This is a genomic window from Candidatus Chlamydia corallus (genome assembly GCF_002817655.1).
Taxonomy (GTDB): Bacteria; Chlamydiota; Chlamydiia; order Chlamydiales; family Chlamydiaceae; genus Chlamydia; species Chlamydia corallus.
The window spans coordinates 155,221-181,235 of sequence record NZ_NWQK01000002.1 but is presented as its reverse complement, the minus strand read 5'-3'; the positions used below and the strand labels follow the sequence as shown (position 1 = coordinate 181,235).

The window sequence follows — 26,015 nt, the reverse complement described above, 5'->3', positions numbered from 1 at the left end:
GCATCACCCCTGTCCTTACCTAAGCTCTAGAAGAATGTTTCACTATAACAACAGAGCCTCGCGCTCCAGGAATGGCACCTTTAACCAGCAGCACTTTTTTTTCTAAATCTACTTTTATTACTTCTAAATTTTTTATAGTAACGTTCTCTGCGCCCATATGACTAGGACGCTTGCTTCCTGGGAAACAACGTCCAGGAGTCGATCGCATTCCTATAGAACCTGCGTGACGATGAAACCCAGATCCATGACTTCCTGGGCCGCCACGAAAACCAAACTTTTTCATGACACCCTGAAAACCTTTTCCTTTTGAAACTCCACGAACATCAACCGCGGAAACATCTTCGAAAACTTCTAATCCAAAAGCATCCCCTAAAGACACTCCCTCAAGAGCCTTCTCAGAAGTTCGGACTTCTTTAAGAAAACGAAAAACTCGACCACCTGCTTTACGCAAATGTCCGAGTTTAGGCTTACTAAAACGTTTTGCAATTGTTTGAGGAGAAGCACTTACTTCTTCGGCGCCCATTTGCAAAGAAAAATATCCATCGTTTTCTTTAATTTTGATCTGAGTCACAACATTAGGCTCAACGCGAATTACTGAGCAAGCGACCAAGGATCCGTCTTTATCAAAGACATGAATCATCCCTTCTTTTTTTCCCATCACACTAATATGAGACCGCATAAACCTATATCCATTCACAATAATGATTTGCTTTCCTCTTAGAAGAACAAAGAAACAAATCTGCTTAGTATTTTACTTATCGAATTCTCTAAAAAGAAAAGGAGTTTTTTCCTTAAGAAAATAAAGGGACAGGTTATCAGAGGGGAAAGATTTTTACAATAGGAAAAGTACTCTAGGTACTAAGAACTCAAAGATAAAAGATTCTGAGGAAATTCTTATTTATAGAAATAAAAAGTCGCTTCCAAAAAATTTTTTAGAAGCGACTTCTTTAAAATAAAGATTAAATTAGGTTACCCTTTCGATTTTGTTTTCTGCCATAGGCCGTACAAACCCACTGCCGAAGAAACTGCCGTCAAGGCTCCAGAAATTGCAGCGCCACAAGCAACTGTAATCGGTAAAGGAATAAGTTTGATTGCATCGACTACTAACTCTAGTCCTTTTTCAATCATAGTCAAAATAGCTTTTTTTACAGAAGCTGTATGCTCTTTACGTAATGCTCTTTCCGCACTTAAAAGTGTCTCACTATTCAGAACCTCTTCGTCTATTTTTAGTTTAGAATTTTGATTAAGATGGAGAGATTCCTGAGCGCGTTTATACATACGTTGTTCTAAAACTAATCCGCAACCAGCGCCAACAACTCCTGCTATATGATTGATTGTCATAACTCCAGCAACAGCGGTCCCAAAGTGACTCGATGTCGTTTTATCTAAGAATGGCTTTGCAGTCAGCTTATTGATTAACATTAATGGACGTAAAACACCAAAGGTTGTCGAGTATGTCGTTGCAGAGACGACCGAACAAGCTTCTTGAGACGTAGCCCACAGGTAATCCCCTCGATTTAATAGCATTTCATTATACTTTTTAGGAGCTTCTTTCTCCGCTATGCCTTTTCCCCCTAAATGCCAAGCTTGACGTGCATATTGGTAACACTTCTGGCTTGAATTAAAGATAACTGGAACAACTCCATTCAATACATTGCCTAAAGCAACAACTTCTCGAGTCGTTTTCAATATACTCTGAGCGCTTTTCGCAGAGGTTAACGCATCTCCTGCAGATCCTGTTTCTTCGAGCACTCCTACAGCACAATCTGAAACAGCCTTGCTTAACTTAAAACATTTATCTAAACTTTTTGTTGTCCCGACAAACTTTGCGAGCCTATTCTCGGGGTTTATAAAAAATTGTTTAAAACAATAAATTCCTTTTTCAACAATGCGCTGACGGGTTTGTTGTTCTTTGGCAACGGGAAGCAACATTCTACTTGATGCGCTTCCTGCTAATCTAATTGCGGTAGTCGCCATTTTTACCTCCTTACAAGGCTTTAAAAAAAAGCAGAATTTATAATAACACAAAACGGCTTAATTTAGTTTAAATGCTATAAATAAAAAATCTGTTGTAAATCTAATTATTTAAAGTAAAAACTATTTTTATTTTTGCCGCTGGATAGCCATTTAAAAAGGATTTTGAATTCATAGAACCCTTTCCTTCTACCTGCACTTCATGCAGGACAACAGCTCCCTTAGAACAGGCAACAGCAAGCTCCTGCTTGTCTGTCACAACAATAGTTCCAGGTGGTCCATATCCTCCCTCTTCTGCTAAAAGAGAGGCCTTACGAATCATCAAGCGCTTCGGCGCTTTCTCAGAGAAAGAGAAAAAGGTCCAGGCTCCTGGAGCTGGCGTGACTCCGCGTATATGGGCATAAGTTTCTTTAGCAGATTTATCCCACGGAATCTGTCCTTCTTCCTTAGATAACTTTGGTGCTATTGTCGCTAAACTAGCGTTTTGACTGACGAGTTGCAGCTGACCCGCCTCAATTTCCTGTAAAGTCTTTATTAGTACTCCCGCACCCTGTGATGCAAGGATCTCCGCCAATTCTCCTGAAGTCATATCAGGATTTATAGGCACATGAGTGGTATTTGCCATGTCGCCTGTATCCATGCCCGCATCCATACGAATGACAGTATTTCCAGACTCAATAGCTCCTTCCATAATACAGCGTTGTATGGGGGCTGCTCCCCGATAAGCGGGCAAGAGGCCTGCATGCAGATTGTAACAACCATAGCGAGGAATATCGAGTACTACCTGACGAAGAATAGCTCCGTAGGCAACAACAATAAAGAGATCGGCATTAAATGCGCGAAGCTCTTCAATAAATTGAGGATCCGAGGCCTTGCTAGGTTGGAGTAGTGGTATACCATAAGTTAAGGCTATAGTTTTTACAGGAGAAGGAACGAGCTGTGCCGATCTTTTTTGAGGTTTATCGACTCGGGTAACAACAGCTAAAATTTGGATTTTGCGATTCAATAGATCTTCCAAAACAGTGGCTGCAAATATGGGCGTGCCAAAATAGACAACCTTAAGATTCAATCAAAGCTCCTTCTCTGTCTATACTTTCTTCTTCAAGCGCTTGCTTATCTATGCTTCGCTCGATACCTCGTTTACTAGGACGTTGACAAAATTCAATGAAATTTTTTACTTCTGGAATATTTCCAAATTCTTCTAGAGTATCTTCTAGGGATTCAAAAAAACATCCATCAGCACGATAGATCTTTTTAAATGCCTTAATAAGAGCCAATCGGGTAACAAAAGGCACTTGTCTACGTTGTAGTCCCACTTTATTAATACCTGCAAGTTGGTAAGGGTTCCCACTTCCGATTGTATAAGGAGGCACATCACGACGAATTCCGCTCAAAGCCCCGACCATAGCATGAGCTCCGATGCGTACAAATTGATGCACACCAACCATACCGCCAAGAATAGCGTAATCACCGACTTGAACATGTCCTGCAAGTTGCGCATGATTACTTAAAACAACATTATTTCCAATAGTACAGTTGTGGGCAACATGAGCCCAGGGCATAATCAAACAATTGTTCCCGATAGAAACTGTTGTGCCTTCGAATGTTGAAGAGGTGATGATAGCGAATTCTCGAATTTCGCAATTTTCGCCAATAGTAACGTAAGTTTTCTCCCCTCGATACTTTAAATCTTGAGGCTTATTCCCAATCATTGCAGAGGGCCATATTGTAGTCCCCTTACCTATTGTTGTGTTTCCATCGATATATGCATAGGACTTAACAACAACGTTGTCACAAAGGGTTACCGTAGCTTTAATAACAACGTACGGTTCAATAACAACATCCTTTCCAATTTTAGCTCCTGGCTCGATAATTGCAGTTGGGTGAATGTCCGCCATGTTTCTCCGTGATTATATGGATTCCTTATCTACCAGAGCAAAGCTCAGCTCTGCTTCAGTGACTAGCTGTGAATCTACACGAGCCTGTGCCAGAGCTTTGCCTCCTTTCGATGATATTAAAGAAAAATCTGCATGCAAGGCAAGTACATCTCCAGGGCGAACAGCTTGACGAAATTTAGCTTTCTGTATCCCTAAAAATAATGCTATACGCTTATTCTTATCATCTTCTAGAACTAAGCCTATCAACACACCAGCAGCTTGGGCCAAAGCTTCTAGTATCAAGACTCCAGGCATAATAGGCGCGTTAGGAAAATGCCCTACAAAGAAAGGCTCGTTTATTGTTACATTTTTCTGTGCCGTGATACTACGCTTTTCGATGTCATAAGATAAAACTTTATCCACTAATAAAAAAGGATATCTGTGGGGGAGCAGGTCTAGTAATTCGCGTAATTTTATGACAGAAGGTTGATTCATCTACTCTTTCTTTATAGTTCTAGTGCTTCTAAAATTTTTTTACCAAAAGCAATATTGGAAGAATGCCCAGAGCCGACAGCGAATACATGTGCGACAAAAGGCCTTCCAACTAGGGAAAGATCTCCAATCAGATCCAGTATTTTATGTCTTACTGGCTCATCGGCAAATCTTAGTTGTCCTCTACTAATAATACCATCGTCCTTAAAAACTACAGCATTATCCAAACATCCCCCTCCAATTAACCCTTTTTCCATCAAAAAACATAACTCATTGTATAGAGCAAATGTTCTACAAGGAGCGATTTCCTGGCGAAAAGACTCTTCAGTAATCACCAAAGACTTATATTGAGTCCCTATTGTTGAGCTTTGAGGATAGTGCAACGTATAGGAAATTTTCAGTTCATCAGAGGGGAAGGCGGCTAAAAAAATATCCTGGTGTTGATAATATACAGGATGCGATAGTCTCGCAATGGAAACCTTATCTTCTTGTTCACAAATACCAGCTTCATCAATTAACTCAACAAAAACATTTGAGCTCCCATCACCTATAGGAATTTCCTCTCCACTACATTGTATAGTCACATTATCTATATTATTAGATCGCAATGCTGCCATAAGATGTTCGACAGTGGCGATTACAGTACTACCTCGAGATAATGTTGTACTTCTTCCTGTAGTATAGACATGATTTAATAAAGCAGGCACCTTTTGATCGCTCCCTGAGAGAGACGGTCGCTGAAAAACAATACCTGTATTTGCTTGTGCAGGCTGTAAAGTAAGGGTGGAAGACTTGCCCAAGTGGATTCCCACTCCAGAATAGCGAACTTCTCGCTTTAACGTTCTTTGAGTTCGTTCTAACATGTAAAAACCTGACAACGAGTCTCTGTATATTATCGAATTTCTTTTTTAGCAAGCAAGCGATATCCTAAGAATCCTCCTCCTAGATAACTGACTGCACAGAAGGCTATAAAAATCATAGGGAAATCTCCACAATAACCATAAAGCGTTTTATAGTTAAATAAAGGCAAAGAAGCTTGCAATACTCCTGAGGGAGCTTTAGCTTTTCTAGTATCACAAGGAAGAATTTTAAGCACTCTACCTAAAGAATCAACAGCCGCTGTAACACCAGTTTGACAGGCACGCACGCAAGGCATACCGAGTTCTTGATTTCTCAACATCCCATGAAGAAAATGTACTTGAGGGAGTCGTGATTTAGGATACCATCCATCATTAGTTAGGTTGACCAGGATTTCTGCATCCTGTTTTTTATAGGAGTGCAAACGAGAACCGAATGTCTCTTCATAGCAAATCGTTATACCTATACGAGGCAAGCCTGAAACCTGTAGGACTCCAGAACGTGTGCCAGGGAGTCTCTTGCATCCTAGGGCATATCTAGGAAACATTTTTTTACAAATGAATGATCCAAATTTACCTCCTGGTATATATTCTCCACCAGGCACAAGGATGCGCTTGTCATATCCTATTGAAACTCCTTCTTCTGGTATCAACTCAGCAGAGTTGTACCAATACAAAGAGGAATCTTTTTTTTCCCACCGTTCCAAGCCAATAATTACTGGACAATGAAAGTGTTGCGTAAGAGCCTTGGCCCAATCACTATTCGATAAAAACGCCTTACCTTCAGGAAGCGGCGCAAAAGAAGATAGTAAAGGCAAACAAGCTTCATAAGGATAGACTTTCTTATGTTTACCGAAAGGCACGACCACTTCTGGGAAAATAAGCAAATCTATGGGTTGTTGTATTAGGGATACTATCTCAAGGAGTTGTTCCCAGACGACTGTTGGGCATTTAAGTTTAGGTCGTACTGGAGGGTGTGCGGGCTGAACAACAGCGACACGCAGCTCCCTCTTTTCTTGTTGAAAAGCGTGTTTAAGATATTCATAATGAATACCCCCCAAAGCATAAGGCAAAAGAAGTGTCGTTAACCACAACATTTTAGCATGCGGTTTTTTCAATAGCAAAGCATAGAAGCTGATATTTACAGCTATGACAACAAAGCTTTGGCCTGCCCACCCTAAAAATCCACCAAACTGTCGTCCATAAGCACAGGCTGTCATAGGCCAACCTAGATAATCGAAAGACATTCCAGAAAAGATACCGTAAAATCGAATCATCTCAATCGCAACCCATACACCAGGAAGACTCCATAAAAAAGCTGTTTGTTTCTGACGCATGATTGTGCTTAGAAGACAGGAAAATCCTGAGAATAAAAGGGATAAAATAGTGATTAACGTGAACCATACAAAATAAATGAACTTGCCTATGTATTGATCGGAAAGCATCCAAGAAAAATGGATACCTTCTATTGTAAAGATCCAGAAAAAACACAATATAAACAGAGTGGGTAAGGAGAGGGAAGGCTTTTTTAAAGGTTCTAGACTATACCAAAAGAGTCCATAACCACAGGTTATTCCTAATATTGAAACGAATCGACTTAAATCTGGTTGGGCAAAAGCAAGAAGGAACCAAGAAACAACAAAACAAAAGATTCGTAGCACGTACTCTCCTTATTTATTCATGCCAAGCCGTGCTTGACGCCGTCGATCTGCTTCGTTATATCGACGTTTTTCTTCAGGAGTCTCTGGAACAATCTGATGGACAGGAATGGGTTGATTGTCCTCATTGACAGCAACAAAGGTAAAATATGCAGAGGTAATATGCCGGCGTTCCTGTTTATAAATATTTTCTGCCCACACTTTAACTCCCACTTCTAAGGATGTACGCCATGTTCTGTTTACCGCAGCTTTACAGATAAGATTTTCCCCCATGTATGCGGGAGCATAGAAGCGGAGAGCGTCAACAAAAGCAGTAACACAAACAGATTCTGTGTGTCGTTCTGCGACCACTAAGGCTAAACGATCGAGCAAACTCATTAGCAATCCCCCAAACACGGTATTATTAGCGTTCAGATCGTTAGGGAAAATTTTATAAATATGTCCGTCAATACAGCTAAACGAGACGGGTTTTTTCTTAAGCATCGCGGACTCTCTCGAAAAGATTTTAACAGGATACCCCTGGTTGCGATAGTATCGGTCAAGTCAAAGAAAATCAAGAGATTCCTAAGCAAGAAAAACCACGGCTTTTATTTTCTTAGCCTCTGCTGTTTTTGATTATTTTCTTAGAAAGCGAACGAATTACAATTCCATAAAAGGATTGTTCACTTGTGAAAATCCTGTGCCTTTTTGTCTATGTTTGATTTCATGACGGATAGAAAAAAGAAGGTCCGAATCAAAATCCATTTTTGATGCCCATTGAAGATAAGTAAGAGGAATTTCTGAAAAACAGCGTCCTTTGTGCTTCCCTAGAGGCATATATTTCATTTTGATAGGTTTAGCTAAAACCTGTTTCAGCTGTTCTAAGGTTCGGAAACGTTTACAAAGATGTTTAAAAATATTTATATTGATTTCCACATCTTTCATTGCACGATGATTGCCGTCATACGGAACATTAAAGTGTACTGCTAAGGATTCTAAAGAATTGTTAGGACTGTCTCCGTATTCTTTTGCTAATCGGAGGGTGTCGATAATGGTATATTTTGGAAGGAAGGTCTCTCCGATTCTTTCCATCTCTTGAGAGAGAACCTGCAAATCGAAACCCACGCTATGTCCTACAATATAGTCACCTTCTTTAAAGAAGGCTTTAATTTGAGGGAAAATTTCGGCAATTTTAGGTTGATCTCTCAACATAGCATTAGAAATATGGTGGACTCTCTGTGACTCAGCGGATACAACGCGTTCTGGGTTGACTAAAAATTCTATTGAATTAATTACGCTATCAAAAGTGAAGCGAACAGCAGCAATTTCAATAATACGATCTTTTTTTACATCTAGACCTGTCATTTCACAATCTAGGCAAGTAAAAACCGTATCTTTTAATAAAGTCATAATTTCCTTCTATTTCCTCTATATCTTTTGTTTGATATCCCTCGCTTCTATTCACCGAGTACAGGGATTTCTGTGTTTAGCTTTATATAGTGTATCTCTCCAAAAAGAAAAGCTTTCCACTACTGAAAACATATGTCATTCTATTTAGAATAGAACGTATACTGGTATTGCATAACTGCTCCCTCTTATCTTCTATGTATCAGTCAGTATGCGATAATATTACTGATAACAAGGACTGAGGCCCCACTATAATAATTTCTCTTTCGAAGTTTGTTAACATAGTAATATAGATATTGATTGCGTCACGAAATCGTGGTTTACGCAAGCGGTCTGCCCATTCAATACAAAGGACATCGCCTTCTTCTGCATCTTGAAAAATGTATTCCTGATTTTTCTGATCAATCCGGTAAAGATCATAGTGGCATAACCGCTGAGGTTCATTACCATAAACATGTAACATAGAGAATGAGGGACTAGCAACTTCTTCTGCAATAGTATCTCCAAGATATCCAGAGACTAGGCCGCGCACAAATTCTGTCTTACCAGCTCCATAATCACCAAATAAAAGCAGCACAGCTCCTGGCAAAAGGACCCGTCCTAACTCAGCTCCTAATAATAGAGTCTCCTCAGAAGAACGGCTTACTCTTCTGTATCTACCCATTGGCTAATGTACACGTGAAAGGCTGTATCGTCTGCTAAACTTTCTATAAATGCTGCAATCTTGTCTTCTACCAGTGCATCTTGCAAAAGAGAAAGGAAAGAACTTTCTAATTGAAACTTAGTTTGATTCTCCACTTCTTCCAAGGTCATAGGACGCAAGTAGCTAGAAATAAAATCCTCTAAAAGAGGCGGTAAACTGTGGAACAATTTACCTGTAATTGCTGAAGCAAACACTGTTTTTACAATAGGCTCTTTCGCAGGAGCTGCATATTCTTTTATCACATTAGGATCTTCAGAAACGAGGAAACGTTTGATTCGCACTCCACCCTGCTTTTCCATATTTTGGGGACAGGAAGATAGCCAGTCATAAATTGCGTCTTGAGGGTTAGCATAGACATTATCAGCGAACACTTTACCAGTAAATGGGCAAATATAGATACGCTTAGTATTCTCATTTACCTGTGGCTTTTCAGAAGAAATTTGAATTTCTGTTTCTCGCCAAATTTTTTTGTCCTTCTCGAGAATACGCACGGCATCTTCTGGAGTTTTAAAAATTATCTTGTCGCGAACAAAGACTACAGGACGAAGGCTTAAAGCCTGTTCCAGATAGAAAAGATACGTTGCCAACAATTCTGGTTTTTTTTGTTTTCCCAAAAACTGCAAAAGTTTTTGTTTGACTGCTCCAGAAATATCCATGCCTACCCTTTTTCAGCTAATGACTTAACGTGCTGAAGCAAACTCCCCATAAAAGGAATACCACCGAGTATGAGTTGTCTTACCTCACGTTAAATCAGCAATACTATCAGAGCTGAGAATTATGTTGAACATAAAGGTATCACAACAAGGTTCATCCAAAAAAATCGTTTGTTTTTCTTTAAAAAGTTTCTTAATTGTGTTTTTTATTATCTATAGTCTACAATTTTATGAAATGCAGCTATGGCGAAATCGGTAGACGCGCTAGATTCAGGTTCTAGTGAGCTTATGCTCATGGAAGTTCAAGTCTTCTTAGCTGCAAGGAAACAACAGGGACATCAATTCGATTTTTCGAGAAGGAAACTTATGGTAAAAATCATATCAAGTGAAAATTTTGACTCTTTTATTGCAACGGGATTGGTTCTCGTTGATTTCTTTGCAGAATGGTGTGGTCCTTGTCGGATGCTTACTCCTGTCTTAGAAAATCTTGCTGCAGAACTTCCTCATGTCACTATTGGGAAAATTAATATTGATGAGAATAACGGACCTGCAGAAAAGTACGAGGTCAGCTCGATTCCTACTACTATTCTTTTTAAGAATGGAAAAGAGGTTGCTCGAATCGTGGGTCTTAAAGATAAGGAATTTCTAACCAATCTTATCAATAAGCATGCATAAAAGTATGCTTTATCTTCCCACGGCATTAAGCTGTGGGATTCTTTTGTAATTCTATTGTTTCTTGCCTCACCACTTCATATAGAACGATCCCTACGCTGGTAGCCAAGTTTAAAGAACGAATTTCTTTTTGCATAGGAATGCGCAAGCAGTTTTTATGATATCTTTCTAAGATCTCTTTTGGAAGACCTTTCGATTCAGATCCAAAGACATAAGTCCCTAAAGAAGGCAGGGTGGCTGCACTATAGGATAGTGAACCTTTGGTAGAAAGACAGAAAATATAATCTTGAGGGACATCGTTTAGCGCTTCTTCTAGAGAATCTACTACTGTTAATTGAAGTTTTTCCCAGTAGTCCATTCCTGCACGTTTGACGAATTTATCAATCAAAGAAAAGCCCAGGGGCCGAACTAAAACCAGTTCTGCACCTAGGGCTACACACGTTCTGCCTATATTGCCAGTATTTTGTGGAATATCAGGGCAATAAAGAACTACTCTCATTCACTTTGATTTCCTTCCTGAGCAACAGCAGCAACTTCGTCTGCTGACGCCTGAATCAAATTAATTTCAAAGATTAATAAAGAGTTTGGCGGAAGTTGTCCCGCAGTTCCATAAGCAAGATCGGGATGGATGTAGAGAACTCGCGTTTCTCCTTCCTTCATCCCCTGCATACCTAAAGCAAAACCAGGAATAGTTTGGTTTAGGGGGAGCAAAATAGGCTCGGCGTTTCCTTCTGAACTGCTAAATACTTGCCCATTGATGAATGAACCCTTATAGTGCAGTAAAGCTGCGGGCTTGCCTGAAAGCACCTTCCCCATACCCTCTTTAATGATTTTGTATTGCAACTTACTCGGCTGGACCTCAACAACACCTTCATTCTTGCTATTTTCTTTTAAAAATTTTTCTGCCAATGAAAGATTTTCTTTTGATTTTTTTTCAAAAACTAACTTCTGTATTTCAGCCATTTTTTCTTCATACTCTGTTTCTGTTAAAGGAGCACTTTTACAAGCTAATTCCGCCTGCAATCCCCCCGCGACTTCCGCAATATCAAAAAACATATCTTCTGACTTGTGCAATTGCCTAGCTAATAAATGACCAAATGTTCTTGATAACTTTTGATTATCAGACAATTCTACATCGTCATTATTTTTATATTCTACTAGCGACCTTTGATCCTTGTCTTTATCCTTAGAACGTACGTCACAAGAAGCGATGGAGAATGCCACAGCTACTGTTGCTAAAACTAAATTCCACCGTCTGTTCATTTTTCTTCTCCTATCTTTCATCTTAAGGCAATGATTCTCCTATGCCCGAAGCAATTATAACTTATATCAAAAAGCTACCTTAATACTTAGCTCTTTTAATTGGGAAGACATAATTTCTGAGGGAGCATCCATCATAAGATCCGAGGCTTTCTGCGTTTTGGGAAAAGCGATGACTTCGCGAATACTTTCTGCTGCTGTTAAAACCATAATAAGTCGATCTAACCCCAAGGCAATCCCTAGATGTGGGGGGGTTCCAAAACTCAAAGCTTGTATAAAAAACCCAAATTTTTCTTGAATGCTTTCAGGACTCATTTTTAACAAAGTAAAGATTTTACTTTGTAAATCTGGATTATGAATCCTTTGAGATCCCGAAGCAATTTCATATCCATTTAAAACCAGGTCATAGCTTGAAGAACGCACGGCTAAAGGATCGGTTTCTAAAAGAGGAATATCCTCTTCCAAAGGGGCTGTAAACGGATGATGTTCTGCCAGAAGGTTTCCATCTTCTAAAGAGAAAAGAGGAAAATCTGTAATCCAAACAAAGCTATATTGATCATTGCTATATAATTTGCGTTCTTTTGCAATCAATCTACGCAAATGATCCAGACATTGATTAGTAACTGACTCGGGTGCTGCTATCAAGAACAAAATATCTTCATCTTTGGCATCAAAATAAGCAAACATTTCATAAAAAACTTCTTCAGCTATAAATTTAGCTATATTGGAAGCGACTTTTCCTTCCTGTTTTTTAATCCAAACAAGGCCCATAGCACCATAACGTTTTACAAACTCGGTATAACCATCGATTTGCCTACGGGATATATTTGCTCCACCAGGAACACAAAAACCTTTGACAACACCTCCACAAGCTAACTGGTCTAAGAAAATAGAGAACGAGGAGCGTTCAGCATAGTGTCGACAATCTCTTAATTTAAGATCGAATCTTAAATCTGGTTTGTCTGTGCCATAGGAATCCTTAGCTTCTTGGTAGGTCATTTTACGCAAAGGCAGGGAAATCTCTATACCTCGCGTAGCAAACACTGCTGACACTAATTTTTCTATGATCGGGAAGAGATCCTGAGTATCTCCAAAGCTCATCTCAATATCTATTTGGGCAAATTCGGGTTGACGATCTGCTCGTAAATCTTCGTCTCTAAAGCAGGTGGCAATTTGGAAATAACGATCTAGTCCTCCAATCATTAAAAGCTGCTTAAAAAGCTGTGGGGATTGCGGTAAAGCATAAAATTTCCCTGGATAGATTCTAGATGGAACAAGATAATCTCTAGCACCTTCAGGAGTAGATTTTCCTAATACAGGAGTCACGATTTCTGTGAATCCCTGAGTATCCATAAAGTGGCGACAAGCAAGCATGACCTGATGACGACAAATCAATCTTTCAATAATGTCTCCACGACGCATATCTAGATAACGATACTCTAAACGCAATTCCTCATTCACATTGATGTAGTCATCGGCAATTGAAAAAGGCAGGTTTTGTGACCTAGATAGCACTTCAAAGCTTGCAACTTCAATTTCAATATTTCCTGTTGCTAAATTAGGATTTTCCATTCCTGCAAGACGAGCACACACTTTTCCGCGCACAGAAAGAACCCATTCCGAACGTACAGCGTCCATACGTTGGTGTAGTTCTGGTTGTTGATCTTCACGACAAACAATTTGAGTTATTCCGAAACGATCTCGCAAATCTATGAAGACAACACCCCCATGATTACGATAACGGTGCACCCATCCTGCCAATTGAACACTCTCACCTATATGATTGCTTGTGAGTTCATTACAACGATGTGTTCTGTATTTCATATAACAACCTTTGCTCTACTTCTTCTTTTGATCCAGAGAATTCTTGACGCAGAGACATATTTTTAATAACTAACTGTTGAGAAATTAACTCTCGCTCACCGATTAGACAAACAAAAGAAACTTGTTCCGTACTTGCTACTTTTAAAGCTACTTTTAACTTTTTATGAGACCAATCAACTTCTGTAGGAATTCCTAATTGTCGCAAATGTTGTGACCATTCTAAGCAAAAATGATCAGCGCCTGGCTCCATAGGAATTAAACGCAGCTTATGAGGAAATTGTGCCTCTATACGCTTTTGAGCTAATAACGTTTGAATCACTCTTTCAAGGCCAATACCAAAGCCACACGCAGGAAGAGAAGGGCCTCCAAAAGCTGAAATCAAGCCATCGTAGCGCCCTCCACCCCCCAAAGCATAAGAATGCCCTTTAAATGTGGTGTTTGCTTCAAAGACTAAGTCAGAATAATAATCCAAACCACGTACTAAACGAGAATTTATAGTATAAGGAATTTCCAAAACTCTCAAAGCATCTAAAATTTCATTGAAATATTTAAGATCCTCATCGGAAACATAATCTAAAATTGGGGGTGCTTGACGGATAATTTCCTGATCTTCAGGCTCCTTTGAATCCAAAATACGCAAAATATTCGTAGAGAATCTCTGCTGACTTAATGTCGATAACTCACCCAAAGACTCTTTCAGGTAGGCGCGCAGGACTTTATCATATCGAAATCTTGCCTCACTACCTCCTAAAAAGTTGAGTTGAATTTGCATATGTTGTAGGCCCACACGATTGTAGAAATCCCAAAGCAAAGCAAGAACCTCCGCATCTCTTAAGGGGTGACGCACGCCAATAGCCTCAACACCAAACTGATGGTGTTGGCGATACCTACCCGCTTGCTGGCGTTCGTAGCGAAACATAGGAAGAATATAGTAAAATTTATTATCACTTCGATGAGAAGCCCCATGCTCAAGAAAAGAACGGACAACAGCGGCTGTCCCTTCAGGACGCAAAGTCATGGAGCGACCTTTTCTATCTAAAAAAGAATAGACTTCTTTCTTAACAACATCGCTCTCTTCTCCTACATGTAAAAATACTTCTGATTTTTCAAAAGTGGGAGTGCGAATTTCACAAAATCCATAAAGCGTACAAACCCTATGAATGACTTTCTCAACACTATGCCAAAGCGAAGTGTGTCGCCACAATTGTTTAGCATCCGCAAGATAAGGAAATATATCAAAGACCCCTTTGGGGAGAGTTGCAGTCACGTGATGTCTTCGCTCAATAATGATTATTTTTCTCAGATGATGGAATATCTAAAATTCAGTTAACTCCTTCCCTGCCCATGCCGAAGTTATTAGCGGTCAAACATTACCCTCTGATTCAATGAAGGACATTTAGCACGGACCTTGCTATAGATAATCCAGGAGCGCGCTTCGCGCACGACTGTGATTATATGTTAGCTTATGGTTTTTGTAACCAAGTATTGGAGAAAAACATGGAATAGGAATGCTATAGAATATTCTTAAAATTCTTTACTAAGAAGCGTGCTTACAAACTAAAACAACAGCTAATCCTGCTCTTTTCTAGCTCACCAAAACATTTTGCTTTGTTCTATTTTACATTCTTCGCTTCAGTCATCAAACCCATCCTTCATAATATACAAGGCAGTCGGGAGAAATAGGTTCGATAATTTCGTGTACAGGAAAAACATCCTGAGAAAAAAACAAATTATATTTTGCTCTAGTTGCTTTTAAAAGAATTGTATGAACATCGCTTTCCTTGTTAGGATTTCCCTCTATAGGGATGAGGAATACTCCTATCAAAGCAATTAACTTTTTCATTGCATGGACCCCCCAAAGTTAATCGTTTCACGATGAAACTTTCAAAGTTAGATCAGTAAAAATACGCTATTCTAGTATTTCTCATTTAATTAAAAATAACCAAGAAAAATGCATTATTAATGCATCTTTAGTCTCCCAACCTTAAACGATTCCCTCCTTGTTTTTTCATCCTTGATATGATAAGGTAGGCTTTTCTTCGCATTTCATTTCAGCGAAAAAGATTTTAAATGTGGAATTTTTACAGATGAACGTTTGGACTAAATTTTTCCAACCTCCAAAGCATATCAAAGAAATTGAAGACCCAGAAGTGGTCAAAAAAAGATACAAGTATTGGCGTATTCGTATTTTCTATAGCATGTTCACTGGTTATATTTTCTATTATTTCACCAGGAAAAGCTTTACCTTTGCTATGCCGACTTTGATTGCTGATTTGGGTTTTGATAAAGCCCAATTAGGAATCATAGGAAGTACTTTGTATTTCTCTTATGGCATTAGTAAATTTGTTAGCGGAGTAATGTCTGATCAATCGAATCCTAGGTATTTCATGGCTATAGGATTAATGATTACGGGTCTCACGAACATCTTTTTTGGGATGTCATCATCTATTGTGTTGTTTGCTCTTTGGTGGGGGTTGAACGGATGGTTCCAAGGATGGGGCTGGCCGCCCTGTGCTCGTCTACTCACACATTGGTACGCCAAAGCTGAACGCGGCACTTGGTGGAGTGTTTGGAGTACCTCGCACAATATTGGGGGAGCACTTATTCCTATCCTAACAGGATTCATTATTGATTATAGTGGATGGCGAGGAGCCATGTATGTGCCAGGAATTCTTTGTATTGGAATGGGTTTAGTTTTAATTAACCGTTTACGAGACACGCCTCAATCATTAGGGCTACCTCCTATAGAGAAGTATAGACATGATCCCCATCACAAACATGAGGAGAACACTTCTTCCTCAGAAACAACCGAAGAAACAGAGCGCGAACTATCCACCAGGGAAATTCTTTTTACTTACGTCCTCACAAACCAGTGGCTTTGGTTTTTAGCTGCAGCCTCATTTTTTATTTATATAGTACGTATGGCTGTCAATGACTGGAGTGCTTTGTTTCTTATTGAAACAAAACATTATGCCGCTGTGAAAGCCAATTTCTGTGTATCTTTATTTGAAATTGGCGGCTTATTCGGAATGCTGGTTGCTGGTTGGCTATCTGATAAGATTTCTAAGGGCAATCGTGGTCCTATGAATGTTATTTTTTCTTTAGGATTACTATTTGCTATTTTAGGAATGTGGTTCGGACGTGGTTATAATGAGTGGTGGGTTGATGGAACTTTACTTTTCATTATTGGTTTTTTCTTATACGGACCTCAAATGATGATTGGACTAGCGGCAGCAGAGCTATCTCATAAAAAAGCTGCTGGAACTGCTAGTGGGTTTACTGGATGGTTTGCTTATTTCGGAGCTACGTTTGCAGGTTATCCTTTAGGAAAGGTTGCTGATGTTTGGGGATGGAAAGGGTTTTTCATTGCCCTCTTAGTCTGTGCATCCATAGCTTTAATGCTCTTTTTACCAACTTGGAACGCTACGGAAAAAAACACTCGTAGTAAAGCCTAGCTGTTCTTGAGGATTTTTTTTGACCTGGGTACCTCTTCACTGTCATTCTCAATATTCTGTTCTTGATGCAATGAGCTCCATCAAAGATTTTGTTGCAAAAGGGCAGGAATTTGAAATTCCTGCTCTGGCTCTAACAGACCACGGAAATCTTTATGGAGCTGTTGATTTTTATAAAGAATGCGCTCAAAAAGGCATTAAGCCTATTATTGGCTGCGAGTGTTATATTGCTCCTGGATCTCGTTTTGATAAAAAAAAAGAGAAGCGCAGCCGAGCGGCACACCATCTCATCTTATTATGTAAAAATGAACAAGGGTATCGCAACCTTTGTGTTTTAACCTCCCTAGCATTTACAGAGGGTTTCTATTACTTTCCCCGGATAGATAAGGATCTTCTGAAACAATACTCCGAGGGTTTAATCTGTCTATCTGGTTGTTTATCTAGTTCTGTATCGGAAGCTGCCTTAAAATCTCAGGAAGCTCTTGTTCTTGAATTGCAATGGTTTCAAGACCTATTCAAAGATGATTATTTTACAGAAGTACAACTACATAAGATGTCCGAAGAAAGCATTGCGGACTTTGGAGAAGAATGGTTAAAACAAGAATACTACTCTCTCATTGAAAAACAAATTACAGTCAATATCGCGGTATTAGAAGCAAGCAAAAGCTTAGGGATTCCTACTGTAGCTACGAATGACATGCATTATATCAATCCAGAGGATTGGCAAGCTCACGAAATCCTTTTGAATGTCCAGTCTGGGGAGACCGTACGGATTGCGAAACAGAACACTTACATCCCCAATCCTAAACGCAAGGTCTATCGTAGTCGAGAGTACTATTTTAAATCTCCTGCGCAGATGGCAGAGTTATTTAAAGATACTCCTGAGGTAATTTCTAACACATTAGAAGTTGCCAAGCGATGTAATTTTACTTTTGATTTCTCAAAAAAGCATTACCCTATCTATGTTCCTGAGTCTTTAAAATCCTTGGACAACTATACTGAGGAAGACCGTTATCAAGCTTCTGCAGCCTTCTTAAGGCAACTGGCTGAAGAAAGTTTGACTAAGAAATACTCTCCTGAAGTTCTTTCACATATCGCTAAAAAATTTCCGACTCGCAACCCTATAGATATTGTCAAAGAAAGGATGGAGATGGAGATGACCATCATCATTCCTAAAGGAATGTGTGATTATCTTTTGATTGTTTGGGACATTATTCATTGGGCGAAAGCGAACGGCATTCCTGTGGGTCCAGGAAGAGGTTCAGGAGCTGGATCCGTATTATTATTTTTGTTAGGGATCACAGAAATTGAACCCATACGATTTGATTTATTCTTTGAGAGATTTATCAATCCTGAACGTTTGTCTTACCCTGACATCGACATTGATATTTGCATGGCGGGCCGTGAACGTGTGATTAATTATGCAATTGAACGTCATGGTAAAGATAATGTAGCTCAAATCATTACTTTTGGAACTATGAAAGCCAAAATGGCTGTCAAAGATGTAGGGAGAACTTTAGACATGGCCTTATCTAAAGTGAACCACATTGCTAAACACATTCCAGATTTAAATACGACGTTATCCAAAGCTTTAGAAACAGATCCTGACCTCTATCAGCTTTATATTAATGATACTGAATCTGCACAAGTTATTGATACGGCACTTTGCTTAGAAGGTTCGATACGGAATACTGGGGTCCATGCTGCTGGTGTGATTATTTGTGGAGACCAACTGACAAATCACATTCCTATTTGTATTTCTAAAGACTCCACAATGATTACAACACAATATTCTATGAAACCCGTAGAGAGTGTTGGAATGCTTAAGGTCGACTTGTTAGGATTAAAGACTTTAACCAGTATCAATATCGCGATGTCCGCAATTGAAAAGAAAACTGGCCAATCGCTAACCATGGCAACGCTACCCTTAGATGACGCCACTACATTTTCTCTTTTACATCAGGGGAAGACCATGGGGATATTTCAAATGGAATCGAAGGGCATGCAAGAGCTGGCTAAAAACCTACGTCCTGACCTCTTTGAAGAAATCATTGCTATGGGTGCTTTATATCGTCCTGGTCCTATGGATATGATTCCTTCTTTTATTAGCCGCAAGCATGGCAAAGAAATCATAGAATACGACCATCCCCTAATGGAATCTATCCTTAAGGAAACTTATGGAATTATGGTTTACCAAGAACAAGTGATGCAGATTGCAGGGGCATTAGCAAGTTATTCTCTTGGTGAGGGTGACGTTTTACGACGTGCTATGGGGAAGAAAGATTTCCAACAAATGGAGCAGGAGCGCGAAAAGTTCTGTAGACGAGCGTGCAATAACGGTATAGATCCAGAATTAGCTACTGTAATCTTTGATAAGATGGAGAAGTTTGCTGCCTATGGCTTTAACAAATCCCATGCTGCTGCCTATGGCTTGATTACCTATACTACAGCGTACCTCAAAGCAAATTATCCTAAAGAATGGCTCGCAGCTTTACTTACCTGTGATTCTGACGATATTGAGAAGGTGGGGAAACTTATCCGAGAGGCTCAGAGTATGGGAATCCCGATTCTTCCTCCTGATATCAATGTCTCTAGCAATCATTTTGTAGCTACGAATGAGGGGATACGCTTTGCTATGGGAGCCATCAAAGGGATTGGGCGAGGTTTAATTGAGAGCATTGTAGAAGAGAGAGATCGTCATGGTCCTTATCAAAGCATCAGAGACTTCATCCAACGTTCTGATTTGAAGAAAGTTTCAAAAAAAAATATAGAAAGTTTAATTGATGCGGGTTGTTTTGATTGCTTTGATTCTAACCGGGATTTGATCTTGGCATCTGTAGAGCCTCTCTACGAAGCTATTGCCAAAGATAAGAAAGAGGCTGCATCTGGAGTGATGACTTTCTTTGCTTTAGGAACAATGCATGAAAAAAATGAAGTGCCTATTTGTCTGCCTAAAGAGATTCCGATTCGCTCTAAGAAGGAGATCTTAAAAAAAGAAAAAGAGCTCTTAGGAATTTATCTTACAGAGCATCCTATGGATGCTGTTCGAGATCATCTTTCTCGTCTTTCTGTAGTTCTTGCTGGGGAATTTGAAAATTTACCTCATGGCTCTGTAGTCCGTACAATTTTTATTATTGATAAGATAACGACTAAAATTTCATCAAAAGCGCAGAAAAAATTTGCTGTGCTTCGTGTTAGTGACGGCTTGGATGCTTATGAACTGCCTATTTGGCCCGATATGTATGAAGAACAACAAGAATTGTTAGAGGAAGATCGTCTCATTTATGCTATTCTTGTTTTAGATAAACGCAGCGATTCTCTACGTATTTCTTGTCGTTGGATGAAAGATTTTTCTGTTATTAATGAAAACATTATTTATGAGTGTGATCAAGCTTTTGATAGAATAAAAAATCAGGTGCAAAAAATGTCATTTACAATGCAAGGCTCTGGCAAAGAGACCAAAACCAAAGGGCATAAACCTAATGAGAATGCGCAAACACGAGCTTCGGCACCTCTGACCCTATCTTTAGATCTCAATGAACTTCGCCATAGTCATTTATGTATCTTAAAGAAAATCGTGCAAAGGCATCCTGGCTCACGGACATTAGTATTAGTTTTTACTCAGGACAATGAAAGAGTTGCCTCGATTTCTCCTGATGATGCGTATTTTGTTTCTGAAAATATTGAAGAACTCCGTCAAGAGCTGGCAATTGCTCACCTTCCTGTGCGAGTGATTACCGTGTGACATCCTCTGGTTTGAGGGTTAGTGCTTGCGGATCCTCTTCAGCATTGTAAGCCCTAAGTGATAGAAATTCATTGGTAGCCTCTGGCACAAGAGCGTTTATATATCTTGAAAAGGTTTTCCAGTGACTGCATTGATGTATTCAACACGGATACTATTATCTGCGGAAACTAGTGATATCTTATAGACAGGCACATAAACAATTGAGCTACGTACAATTAAAAAGTTATCCCCGAAGATCATCTTTACTAAATGACGCACACGATCTTCAGAATACTGCGCAGGGAAAACTGCTGCATTACGTGGTTTTTGCAACCATACAGGATTGCTATTCAGTGTTGTTGTACAACCTTTGATTGGCTGGAGCTGTTGGAAGTGCGTCCCTATTTGATTTCCTGAAGTAAAGATAAGTTTTTTCTTCTGACACTCTTTAATCACTCGATCTGCACGGATATTTCTTAGGGATAAAGCTTGTGCTAGAGATTCCCGGGATGTGGCTCCTCCTAAGGCAGCTAGCGTTTGTATGACACGCATATCTTGCTTACCAGCATGAAGAAGAAGGCACTCTCGAAATCCCTTAGAACATGTCCAAGTCCCTGTGTGCAATACCATTTCACCATTGACTAGGCTCCAAAGGATTTCTCCTTCCTGGCTGATGATATGTTTTTTGACTGGTTCTTCTTTAGAGAAGCGTACGTGCATCAGGGTATGGGGGATGAATATTAAATCTATAAAAGACTTGCCTTCACGATATTCTGGGAACAATGCCAAGGTCTGCTCTGGAGAAACGTGACGTTCAAAAACTTGTAGTTCTTCAAATCCTGAAATTTTTCGTATAAAACGGCAGCTTTTAGAAAATACTTCTGAACTATGGTCAGCGGCAAGCTGCATAATCTTTTGTGCGCAGGGAACGCGATCCCATAAAAAAACACCGCAAAAAAGAGAAATAGCAAAAGCACCAAAATATAGAATTAATTTCTTCATAAATTACCTTTTTTATATTTTACACAATAAAAAAATGTTTTATCAAATAAAAAAAACAACAAGTTATAAATAAAACAAAAACAAGGCATTTGACAAATTCTGTTTTTCTTTTTTATGATGACATTTTGTTGTTACAAGCCCCTGTCTAATTATGAAATTTCTATTATACGTTCCACTTCTTCTTGTTCTCATATCTATTGGGTGCGATGCAAAACCTGTCTCTTTTGAGCCTTTTTCAGGAAAGCTCTCCCTCCAACGTTTTGAGCCTAAGCACTCCGCAGAAGAATATTTTTCTCAGGGACAGGCATTCTTTAAAAAAGGAAATTTTAGAAAATCTTTACTATGTTTTGGTATCATTACGCATCACTTTCCTGAGCACATCTTATGTAGTCAAGCACAGTATCTTTTAGGAGTCTGTTATTTCAAGCAAGATCACCCAGATTTAGCAGATAAGGCATTTGCAGCTTATTTACAACGTCCTGATGCAGAGTATTCTGAAGAGTTTTTTCAGATGAAATACGCGATTGCACAAAGATTTGCTCAAGGCAAACGTAAACGTCTTTTCTCATTAGAGGGTTTCCCAAAAATAGCAAATGCGGATGAAGATGCCTTGCGCATTTATGATGAGATTCTGACAGCATTTCCTAGTAAAGACCTAGGAGCTCAAGCGCTTTACAGCAAAGCCGAGTTGCTTATTGTAAAAAAAGATCTTACAGAAGCAACCAAGACTTTAAAAAAACTGACGTTGCAATTTCCTTTGCATATTCTATCTTCAGAGGCGTTTGTACGTTTATCAGAAATCTATTTGCAGCAAGCCAAGAAAGAGCCCCACAATATTCAATATCTTCATTTTGCGAAACTGAATGAGGAGGCAATGAAAAAGCAGCATCCTAACCATCCATTGAATGCAGCTGTCTCTGCTAATGTTGGGGCTATGCGGGAACATTATGCCCGAGGCTTGTATGCCACAGGTCGTTTCTACGAGAAGAAGAAAAAAGGAGAGGCTGCCAATATTTATTACCGCACTGCGATCACAAACTACCCAGACACTCTCTTAGTGGCTAAATGTCAAAAGCGTCTAGATAGAATCTCTAAGCATACTTCCTAAGATAAAAATCAATATGAGATTATTTCCTTTAGGCACGATTTATCTCTTTTTTTCTCTAGCACTTTCATCATGCTGTGGTTATTCTATTTTAAACGCTCCTTACAACTTGTCACCTTTAGGCAAGTCTCTATTGCATGAAGGAATTTTCATTGCCCCTATAAAAGAAGATCCTCATGGTCAGCTAACTTCAGCTTTAACTTATGAGCTAAGTAAGCGTTCTTTTCCTATTTCTGGAAGGAGTTCTTGTGCAGGCTACACTCTTAAAATAGAGCCTTTGAATGCTATTGACGAGAATATAGGTTTTACGTATGCCCCAAATAAACTCGGAGACAAGACTCAGAGGCATTTTATAGTTTCTAATGAAGGTAGACTATCGCTATCTGCAAAAGTACAGCTTATCAATAACCACACGGGAGAGGTTCTTATAGACCAATGTGTTGCTCGAGAATCTGTAGACTTTGACTTTGAGCCTGACTTAGGAACAGCAAACGCTCATGAATTTGCTTTAGGCCAATTTGAAATGCATAGTGAAGCCATAAAAAGTGCTCGCCGTATAGTATCGGTACGCCTAGCTGAGATGATTGTTCAACAGGTATACTATGACCTCTTTTGAAGGAGAAACTGTTTTTCCTGCAGTACTTAGTGAACTTCATAGCATGTTGGACGTAATCAAACATGCAGGGAAACAATCTAAGTTCCCTCAGGAGAAATTGTTAAAGCTTGAGCTTGCTTGTGAAGAGCTTTTGGTGAATATCATTTCCTATGCTTATCGGGGAGAAAATTCTCCAGGAACGATTACCATTTCCTGCAGTTCGCATAGAGGCGACTTAGAAGTTATGATTAAAGACCATGGGCCTTCTTTCAACCCTCTTAGTGTTTCAATAAACATCCAGGAAGATCTTCCCCTAGAACAACGTAAACTAGGAGGCTTAGGGATTTTTCTTGCTAAAAGTTCTGTTGACGAATTTCTTTATACTCGTGAGGATCGTTACAATATTGTGCATTTAAAAATGCACAATAGTTAGCACTCCTAGAGATCATTATTAAAGCGGAAAGAACGCAAAGCATCTTCCGTATCTTTAATTTCCTTAAGATATAACTGTAGAGCTTCGAGAATAAGCGCTGACTGATTATATTGTCCAGAAGCTTCGAAGGCCATTTCTGGAGCATATCTTCCTTTTTCATGGGAAACAGCGATGTATCCTCGAGTTACAGCTTGTCCTTGCACAAGCTCAGGAACGAGCCAAATAGCAAAATCAGCGTTAAATAATGTGAGTTTATCTTTAGATTCTGCAATAATGAAATCGTTGTCAGACTGACTACAGAGAAAATCAGTGGTAGCATCGGTACAATGAGGATGTGATAGTATTTCAGAAATATTTAAGTATCCTTCAGGGAAAGACGTCTCTCTATTGAGTATTGACTGGCGATAGAACTCCTCGAAAAAATCCAAACTCATAGTATATTTCCTCTGATTTATGGTAATTCTTTATTTTCAGAGCCGTCAAGTCCTTTCTATTCACCTGAGTTTCCTAATAACGTAAGTAATAAACAATCAAAAGTCCGTATATGAAAAGACCTTTTTTTAACTGTCTATGCATCATCTTGTACGGATCTTGTGCATCGCTATCTTTACATGCGGGACTCTCTTTCCCAGAAGTACGCGGAACTACAGCCGCTGTTATTCATGCCAATTCTGGGAAGATATTCTATGATAAAGACATAGATGCTGTGATCTATCCTGCCAGCATGACTAAAATTGCAACCGCGCTCTTTATCTTAAAGCACTACCCCACAGTCTTAGACAATCTCATTAGAGTAAAACAAGACGCGATCGCTTCCATCACTCCGCAAGCAAAAAAACAATCAGGATATCGTAGTCCTCCCCACTGGTTAGAAACTGATGGATCTACAATGCAACTCCATCTTAGAGAAGAGCTTTTAGGTTGGGACTTATTCCGTGCCTTGCTGATATGTTCTGCAAATGATGCTGCTAATGTCTTAGCTATGGCGTGTTGCGACTCCGTAGAGAAGTTTATGGATAAGCTTAATTTCTTCTTAAAGGAAGAAGTTGGTTGCTTCAACACCCATTTTAATAATCCGCATGGGTTACACCATCCCAACCACTATACCACGACCCGTGATCTTATTAGCATCATGCGTTGTGCCCTGAAAGAACCTCAATTTCGAGAGATCATTGCCACGACAAGCTATAAAATAGCGGCTACAAACCTTCATGCTGAACGAATACTTTCTCCTACCAACAAACTGATTATCCCAGGTTCTCCCTATTACTATCCCCCAGCTTTAGGAGGAAAAACAGGGACTACCAAGACTGCAGGGAAAAACCTAATTATGGCTGCTGAAAAAAACAACCGGCTTTTGGTGACTATTGCAACAGGATATTCAAGCCCTGTGAGTGACCTCTACCAGGATGTCGTTGCTCTATGTGAAACTGTATTTAACGAGCCGCTATTGAGAAAAGAGCTGGTTCCCCCCTCTAAACATCTACAGTTAGAAATTGCGAACCTAGGAACGCTTTCTTGCCCTCTTCCTGAGGGAGTATATTATGACTTCTATGCCTCTGAAGATCGAGAACCCCTTTCTGTATCTTTCATTGGGCATGCACATGCCTTCCCTATTGCAGAAGGTGATCTTCTTGGACATTGGGTTTTTTATGACGAGGAGGGCAAGAAAATTTCTTCACAACCTTTCTACGCACCCTGTCGTCTCGAATGCACCGTTAGGCCTTGGAAAATCTATCTTAAGCGTTTAGCAACATCTTATAGAACCTATCTTTCTATAACCATGCTTGTGGTTTACTTTCGAATCCGAAAGCACCGCAAACGCAAAAAATTGAGATACTATTCCAAAATATAACTCTTTCTTTTAAGTTATAGAAAAGCAATCTTTTATGTAAGATTCATTATGTTTTTAAAGAGAAAAAGAATCCCTTATGCGCACATTACTTTGTTGTCTATTTGTCTTCATTTCCACTTCTTCGGGCTATGCACAGACACTCAATCCTAAAAATGATTCCCTAATTTCTTTTTTATTTTCTTTGGGCTCTTGGGGAAAATCTACAGAATCAAAAGCATACCACTATTTTCTAAAAGAAGTATCTACTGCCTTAAACCGAGAAGAAATTTGGGACAATCCCCATCATTTGATGTTTATCTTAGTGCAGTTCCAACAATTTTCAGGGGAACACGATCGTTTTGGAAACTTCTTAGAGACAACAATCCGTGATCGGGTCTCTTTTTTATTCTTAAAGGAAAAAGTTTCAGTTCTAAAGTAGGTATTTAGAAAATCTTTAAAACCCTTGGAACCAAAAAAGCTTCGGCATTTTATTACTTTGGAAAAATTCAAGCTC

Annotated in this window: 26 protein-coding genes and 1 tRNA gene; 9 read left to right on the top strand and 18 right to left on the bottom strand. The window is 39.3% G+C overall.

The annotated features are described in order from the left end of the window. Positions 1 to 19: 19 nt before the first annotated feature. The 11 genes from rplC to CMV32_RS03145 all read right to left on the bottom strand — a co-directional run bounded on the left by rplC (position 20) and on the right by CMV32_RS03145 (position 9,603). Positions 20 to 679: a 50S ribosomal protein L3 gene (gene rplC, locus CMV32_RS03195; RefSeq protein ID WP_100934492.1), complete on the bottom strand. Its 660-nt coding sequence runs from the start codon at positions 677 to 679 to the stop codon at positions 20 to 22. Between the two features lie 290 nt (positions 680 to 969). Next, positions 970 to 1,977, bottom strand: coding sequence for a CT529 family inclusion membrane protein (locus CMV32_RS03190; protein ID WP_100934491.1), 1,008 nt, complete (start codon positions 1,975 to 1,977; stop codon positions 970 to 972). A 100-nt stretch (positions 1,978 to 2,077) separates the two neighbouring features. Continuing rightward, complete coding sequence (gene fmt, locus CMV32_RS03185; RefSeq protein WP_100934490.1) at positions 2,078 to 3,043, bottom strand: methionyl-tRNA formyltransferase; 966 nt, start codon at positions 3,041 to 3,043, stop codon at positions 2,078 to 2,080. After that, positions 3,033 to 3,872, bottom strand: coding sequence for an acyl-ACP--UDP-N-acetylglucosamine O-acyltransferase (gene lpxA, locus CMV32_RS03180; protein ID WP_100934489.1), 840 nt, complete (start codon positions 3,870 to 3,872; stop codon positions 3,033 to 3,035). Before lpxA ends, fmt begins: the two co-directional genes overlap by 11 nt. 12 nt (positions 3,873 to 3,884) lie before the next feature. Next, complete coding sequence (gene fabZ, locus CMV32_RS03175; protein WP_100934488.1) at positions 3,885 to 4,346, bottom strand: 3-hydroxyacyl-ACP dehydratase FabZ; 462 nt, start codon at positions 4,344 to 4,346, stop codon at positions 3,885 to 3,887. Positions 4,347 to 4,357: 11 nt separating this feature from the next. After that, complete coding sequence (gene lpxC / locus CMV32_RS03170; RefSeq protein ID WP_100934487.1) at positions 4,358 to 5,206, bottom strand: UDP-3-O-acyl-N-acetylglucosamine deacetylase; 849 nt, start codon at positions 5,204 to 5,206, stop codon at positions 4,358 to 4,360. 29 nt (positions 5,207 to 5,235) lie between these two features. Next, the gene (lnt, locus tag CMV32_RS03165; protein ID WP_100934486.1) at positions 5,236 to 6,861 is read right to left on the bottom strand and encodes an apolipoprotein N-acyltransferase; all 1,626 of its coding nucleotides are present in this window, start codon (positions 6,859 to 6,861) and stop codon (positions 5,236 to 5,238) included. 9 nt (positions 6,862 to 6,870) lie between these two features. After that, positions 6,871 to 7,341, bottom strand: coding sequence for an acyl-CoA thioesterase (locus CMV32_RS03160; RefSeq protein ID WP_100934485.1), 471 nt, complete (start codon positions 7,339 to 7,341; stop codon positions 6,871 to 6,873). Between the two features lie 156 nt (positions 7,342 to 7,497). Further along, a complete protein-coding gene (locus tag CMV32_RS03155; protein ID WP_100934484.1) occupies positions 7,498 to 8,247 on the bottom strand; it encodes a putative quorum-sensing-regulated virulence factor in 750 nt (249 codons plus the stop codon). Positions 8,248 to 8,446: 199 nt separating this feature from the next. Next, entirely contained in the window at positions 8,447 to 8,908 is a 462-nt protein-coding gene (gene tsaE / locus CMV32_RS03150) for a tRNA (adenosine(37)-N6)-threonylcarbamoyltransferase complex ATPase subunit type 1 TsaE (protein ID WP_100934483.1), read from the bottom strand. Further along, positions 8,887 to 9,603 carry a DUF2709 domain-containing protein gene (locus CMV32_RS03145; RefSeq protein WP_100934482.1) on the bottom strand — a complete coding sequence of 239 codons (717 nt, stop codon included), beginning with the start codon at positions 9,601 to 9,603 and terminating at the stop codon, positions 8,887 to 8,889. The genes tsaE and CMV32_RS03145 overlap by 22 nt, the downstream gene beginning before the upstream one ends. Before the next feature lie 234 nt (positions 9,604 to 9,837). Between CMV32_RS03145 and CMV32_RS03140 the strand changes: the two genes are divergently transcribed. Next, a tRNA-Leu gene (locus CMV32_RS03140) sits at positions 9,838 to 9,921 on the top strand. 45 nt (positions 9,922 to 9,966) lie between these two features. Then, a complete protein-coding gene (trxA, locus tag CMV32_RS03135) occupies positions 9,967 to 10,275 on the top strand; it encodes a thioredoxin (protein ID WP_100934664.1) in 309 nt (102 codons plus the stop codon). Positions 10,276 to 10,300: 25 nt separating this feature from the next. Here the strand turns inward: trxA and CMV32_RS03130 are convergent, their stop codons facing one another. The 5 genes from CMV32_RS03130 to CMV32_RS03110 all read right to left on the bottom strand — a co-directional run bounded on the left by CMV32_RS03130 (position 10,301) and on the right by CMV32_RS03110 (position 15,199). Next, positions 10,301 to 10,771: a tRNA (cytidine(34)-2'-O)-methyltransferase gene (locus CMV32_RS03130; RefSeq protein WP_100934481.1), complete on the bottom strand. Its 471-nt coding sequence runs from the start codon at positions 10,769 to 10,771 to the stop codon at positions 10,301 to 10,303. Beyond that, positions 10,768 to 11,535 (bottom strand): FKBP-type peptidyl-prolyl cis-trans isomerase, encoded by a 768-nt coding sequence (locus tag CMV32_RS03125; RefSeq protein WP_100934480.1) that lies wholly within the window; start codon positions 11,533 to 11,535, stop codon positions 10,768 to 10,770. Before CMV32_RS03125 ends, CMV32_RS03130 begins: the two co-directional genes overlap by 4 nt. 66 nt (positions 11,536 to 11,601) lie before the next feature. After that, positions 11,602 to 13,356 carry an aspartate--tRNA ligase gene (gene aspS / locus CMV32_RS03120; RefSeq protein ID WP_100934479.1) on the bottom strand — a complete coding sequence of 585 codons (1,755 nt, stop codon included), beginning with the start codon at positions 13,354 to 13,356 and terminating at the stop codon, positions 11,602 to 11,604. After that, positions 13,331 to 14,623, bottom strand: a complete 1,293-nt coding sequence (hisS, locus tag CMV32_RS03115; RefSeq protein ID WP_100934478.1) for a histidine--tRNA ligase — start codon at positions 14,621 to 14,623, stop codon at positions 13,331 to 13,333. Before hisS ends, aspS begins: the two co-directional genes overlap by 26 nt. A gap of 372 nt (positions 14,624 to 14,995) precedes the next feature. Next, positions 14,996 to 15,199: a hypothetical protein gene (locus CMV32_RS03110; RefSeq protein ID WP_100934477.1), complete on the bottom strand. Its 204-nt coding sequence runs from the start codon at positions 15,197 to 15,199 to the stop codon at positions 14,996 to 14,998. 244 nt (positions 15,200 to 15,443) lie between these two features. On the opposite strand from CMV32_RS03110, the gene pgtP reads away from it, so the two are divergent. Both pgtP and dnaE read left to right on the top strand, forming a co-directional pair. Then, positions 15,444 to 16,811, top strand: coding sequence for an MFS transporter (gene pgtP / locus CMV32_RS03105; protein ID WP_100934663.1), 1,368 nt, complete (start codon positions 15,444 to 15,446; stop codon positions 16,809 to 16,811). Between the two features lie 19 nt (positions 16,812 to 16,830). Then, a complete protein-coding gene (dnaE, locus tag CMV32_RS03100) occupies positions 16,831 to 20,553 on the top strand; it encodes a DNA polymerase III subunit alpha (protein WP_100934476.1) in 3,723 nt (1,240 codons plus the stop codon). 96 nt (positions 20,554 to 20,649) lie between these two features. Here the strand turns inward: dnaE and CMV32_RS03095 are convergent, their stop codons facing one another. After that, a complete protein-coding gene (locus CMV32_RS03095; RefSeq protein WP_100934475.1) occupies positions 20,650 to 21,534 on the bottom strand; it encodes a hypothetical protein in 885 nt (294 codons plus the stop codon). 151 nt (positions 21,535 to 21,685) lie between these two features. On the opposite strand from CMV32_RS03095, the gene CMV32_RS03090 reads away from it, so the two are divergent. Genes CMV32_RS03090 through CMV32_RS03080 form a run of 3 tightly spaced genes read left to right on the top strand, consistent with a single transcriptional unit; the run spans position 21,686 to position 23,667 of the window. Further along, entirely contained in the window at positions 21,686 to 22,642 is a 957-nt protein-coding gene (locus CMV32_RS03090; RefSeq protein WP_100934474.1) for a tetratricopeptide repeat protein, read from the top strand. Between the two features lie 13 nt (positions 22,643 to 22,655). Further along, positions 22,656 to 23,255, top strand: coding sequence for an LPS assembly lipoprotein LptE (locus tag CMV32_RS03085; protein WP_100934473.1), 600 nt, complete (start codon positions 22,656 to 22,658; stop codon positions 23,253 to 23,255). After that, a complete protein-coding gene (locus tag CMV32_RS03080) occupies positions 23,242 to 23,667 on the top strand; it encodes an ATP-binding protein (protein WP_100934472.1) in 426 nt (141 codons plus the stop codon). The genes CMV32_RS03085 and CMV32_RS03080 overlap by 14 nt, the downstream gene beginning before the upstream one ends. Before the next feature lie 5 nt (positions 23,668 to 23,672). On the opposite strand, the gene CMV32_RS03075 is transcribed toward CMV32_RS03080, so the two are convergent. Then, positions 23,673 to 24,101, bottom strand: coding sequence for a hypothetical protein (locus tag CMV32_RS03075; protein ID WP_100934471.1), 429 nt, complete (start codon positions 24,099 to 24,101; stop codon positions 23,673 to 23,675). Positions 24,102 to 24,211: 110 nt separating this feature from the next. Between CMV32_RS03075 and CMV32_RS03070 the strand changes: the two genes are divergently transcribed. Next, positions 24,212 to 25,522: a D-alanyl-D-alanine carboxypeptidase family protein gene (locus CMV32_RS03070; RefSeq protein ID WP_100934470.1), complete on the top strand. Its 1,311-nt coding sequence runs from the start codon at positions 24,212 to 24,214 to the stop codon at positions 25,520 to 25,522. Positions 25,523 to 25,598: 76 nt separating this feature from the next. Then, positions 25,599 to 25,940 carry a hypothetical protein gene (locus CMV32_RS05470; RefSeq protein ID WP_192940651.1) on the top strand — a complete coding sequence of 114 codons (342 nt, stop codon included), beginning with the start codon at positions 25,599 to 25,601 and terminating at the stop codon, positions 25,938 to 25,940. Positions 25,941 to 26,015 lie beyond the last annotated feature (75 nt).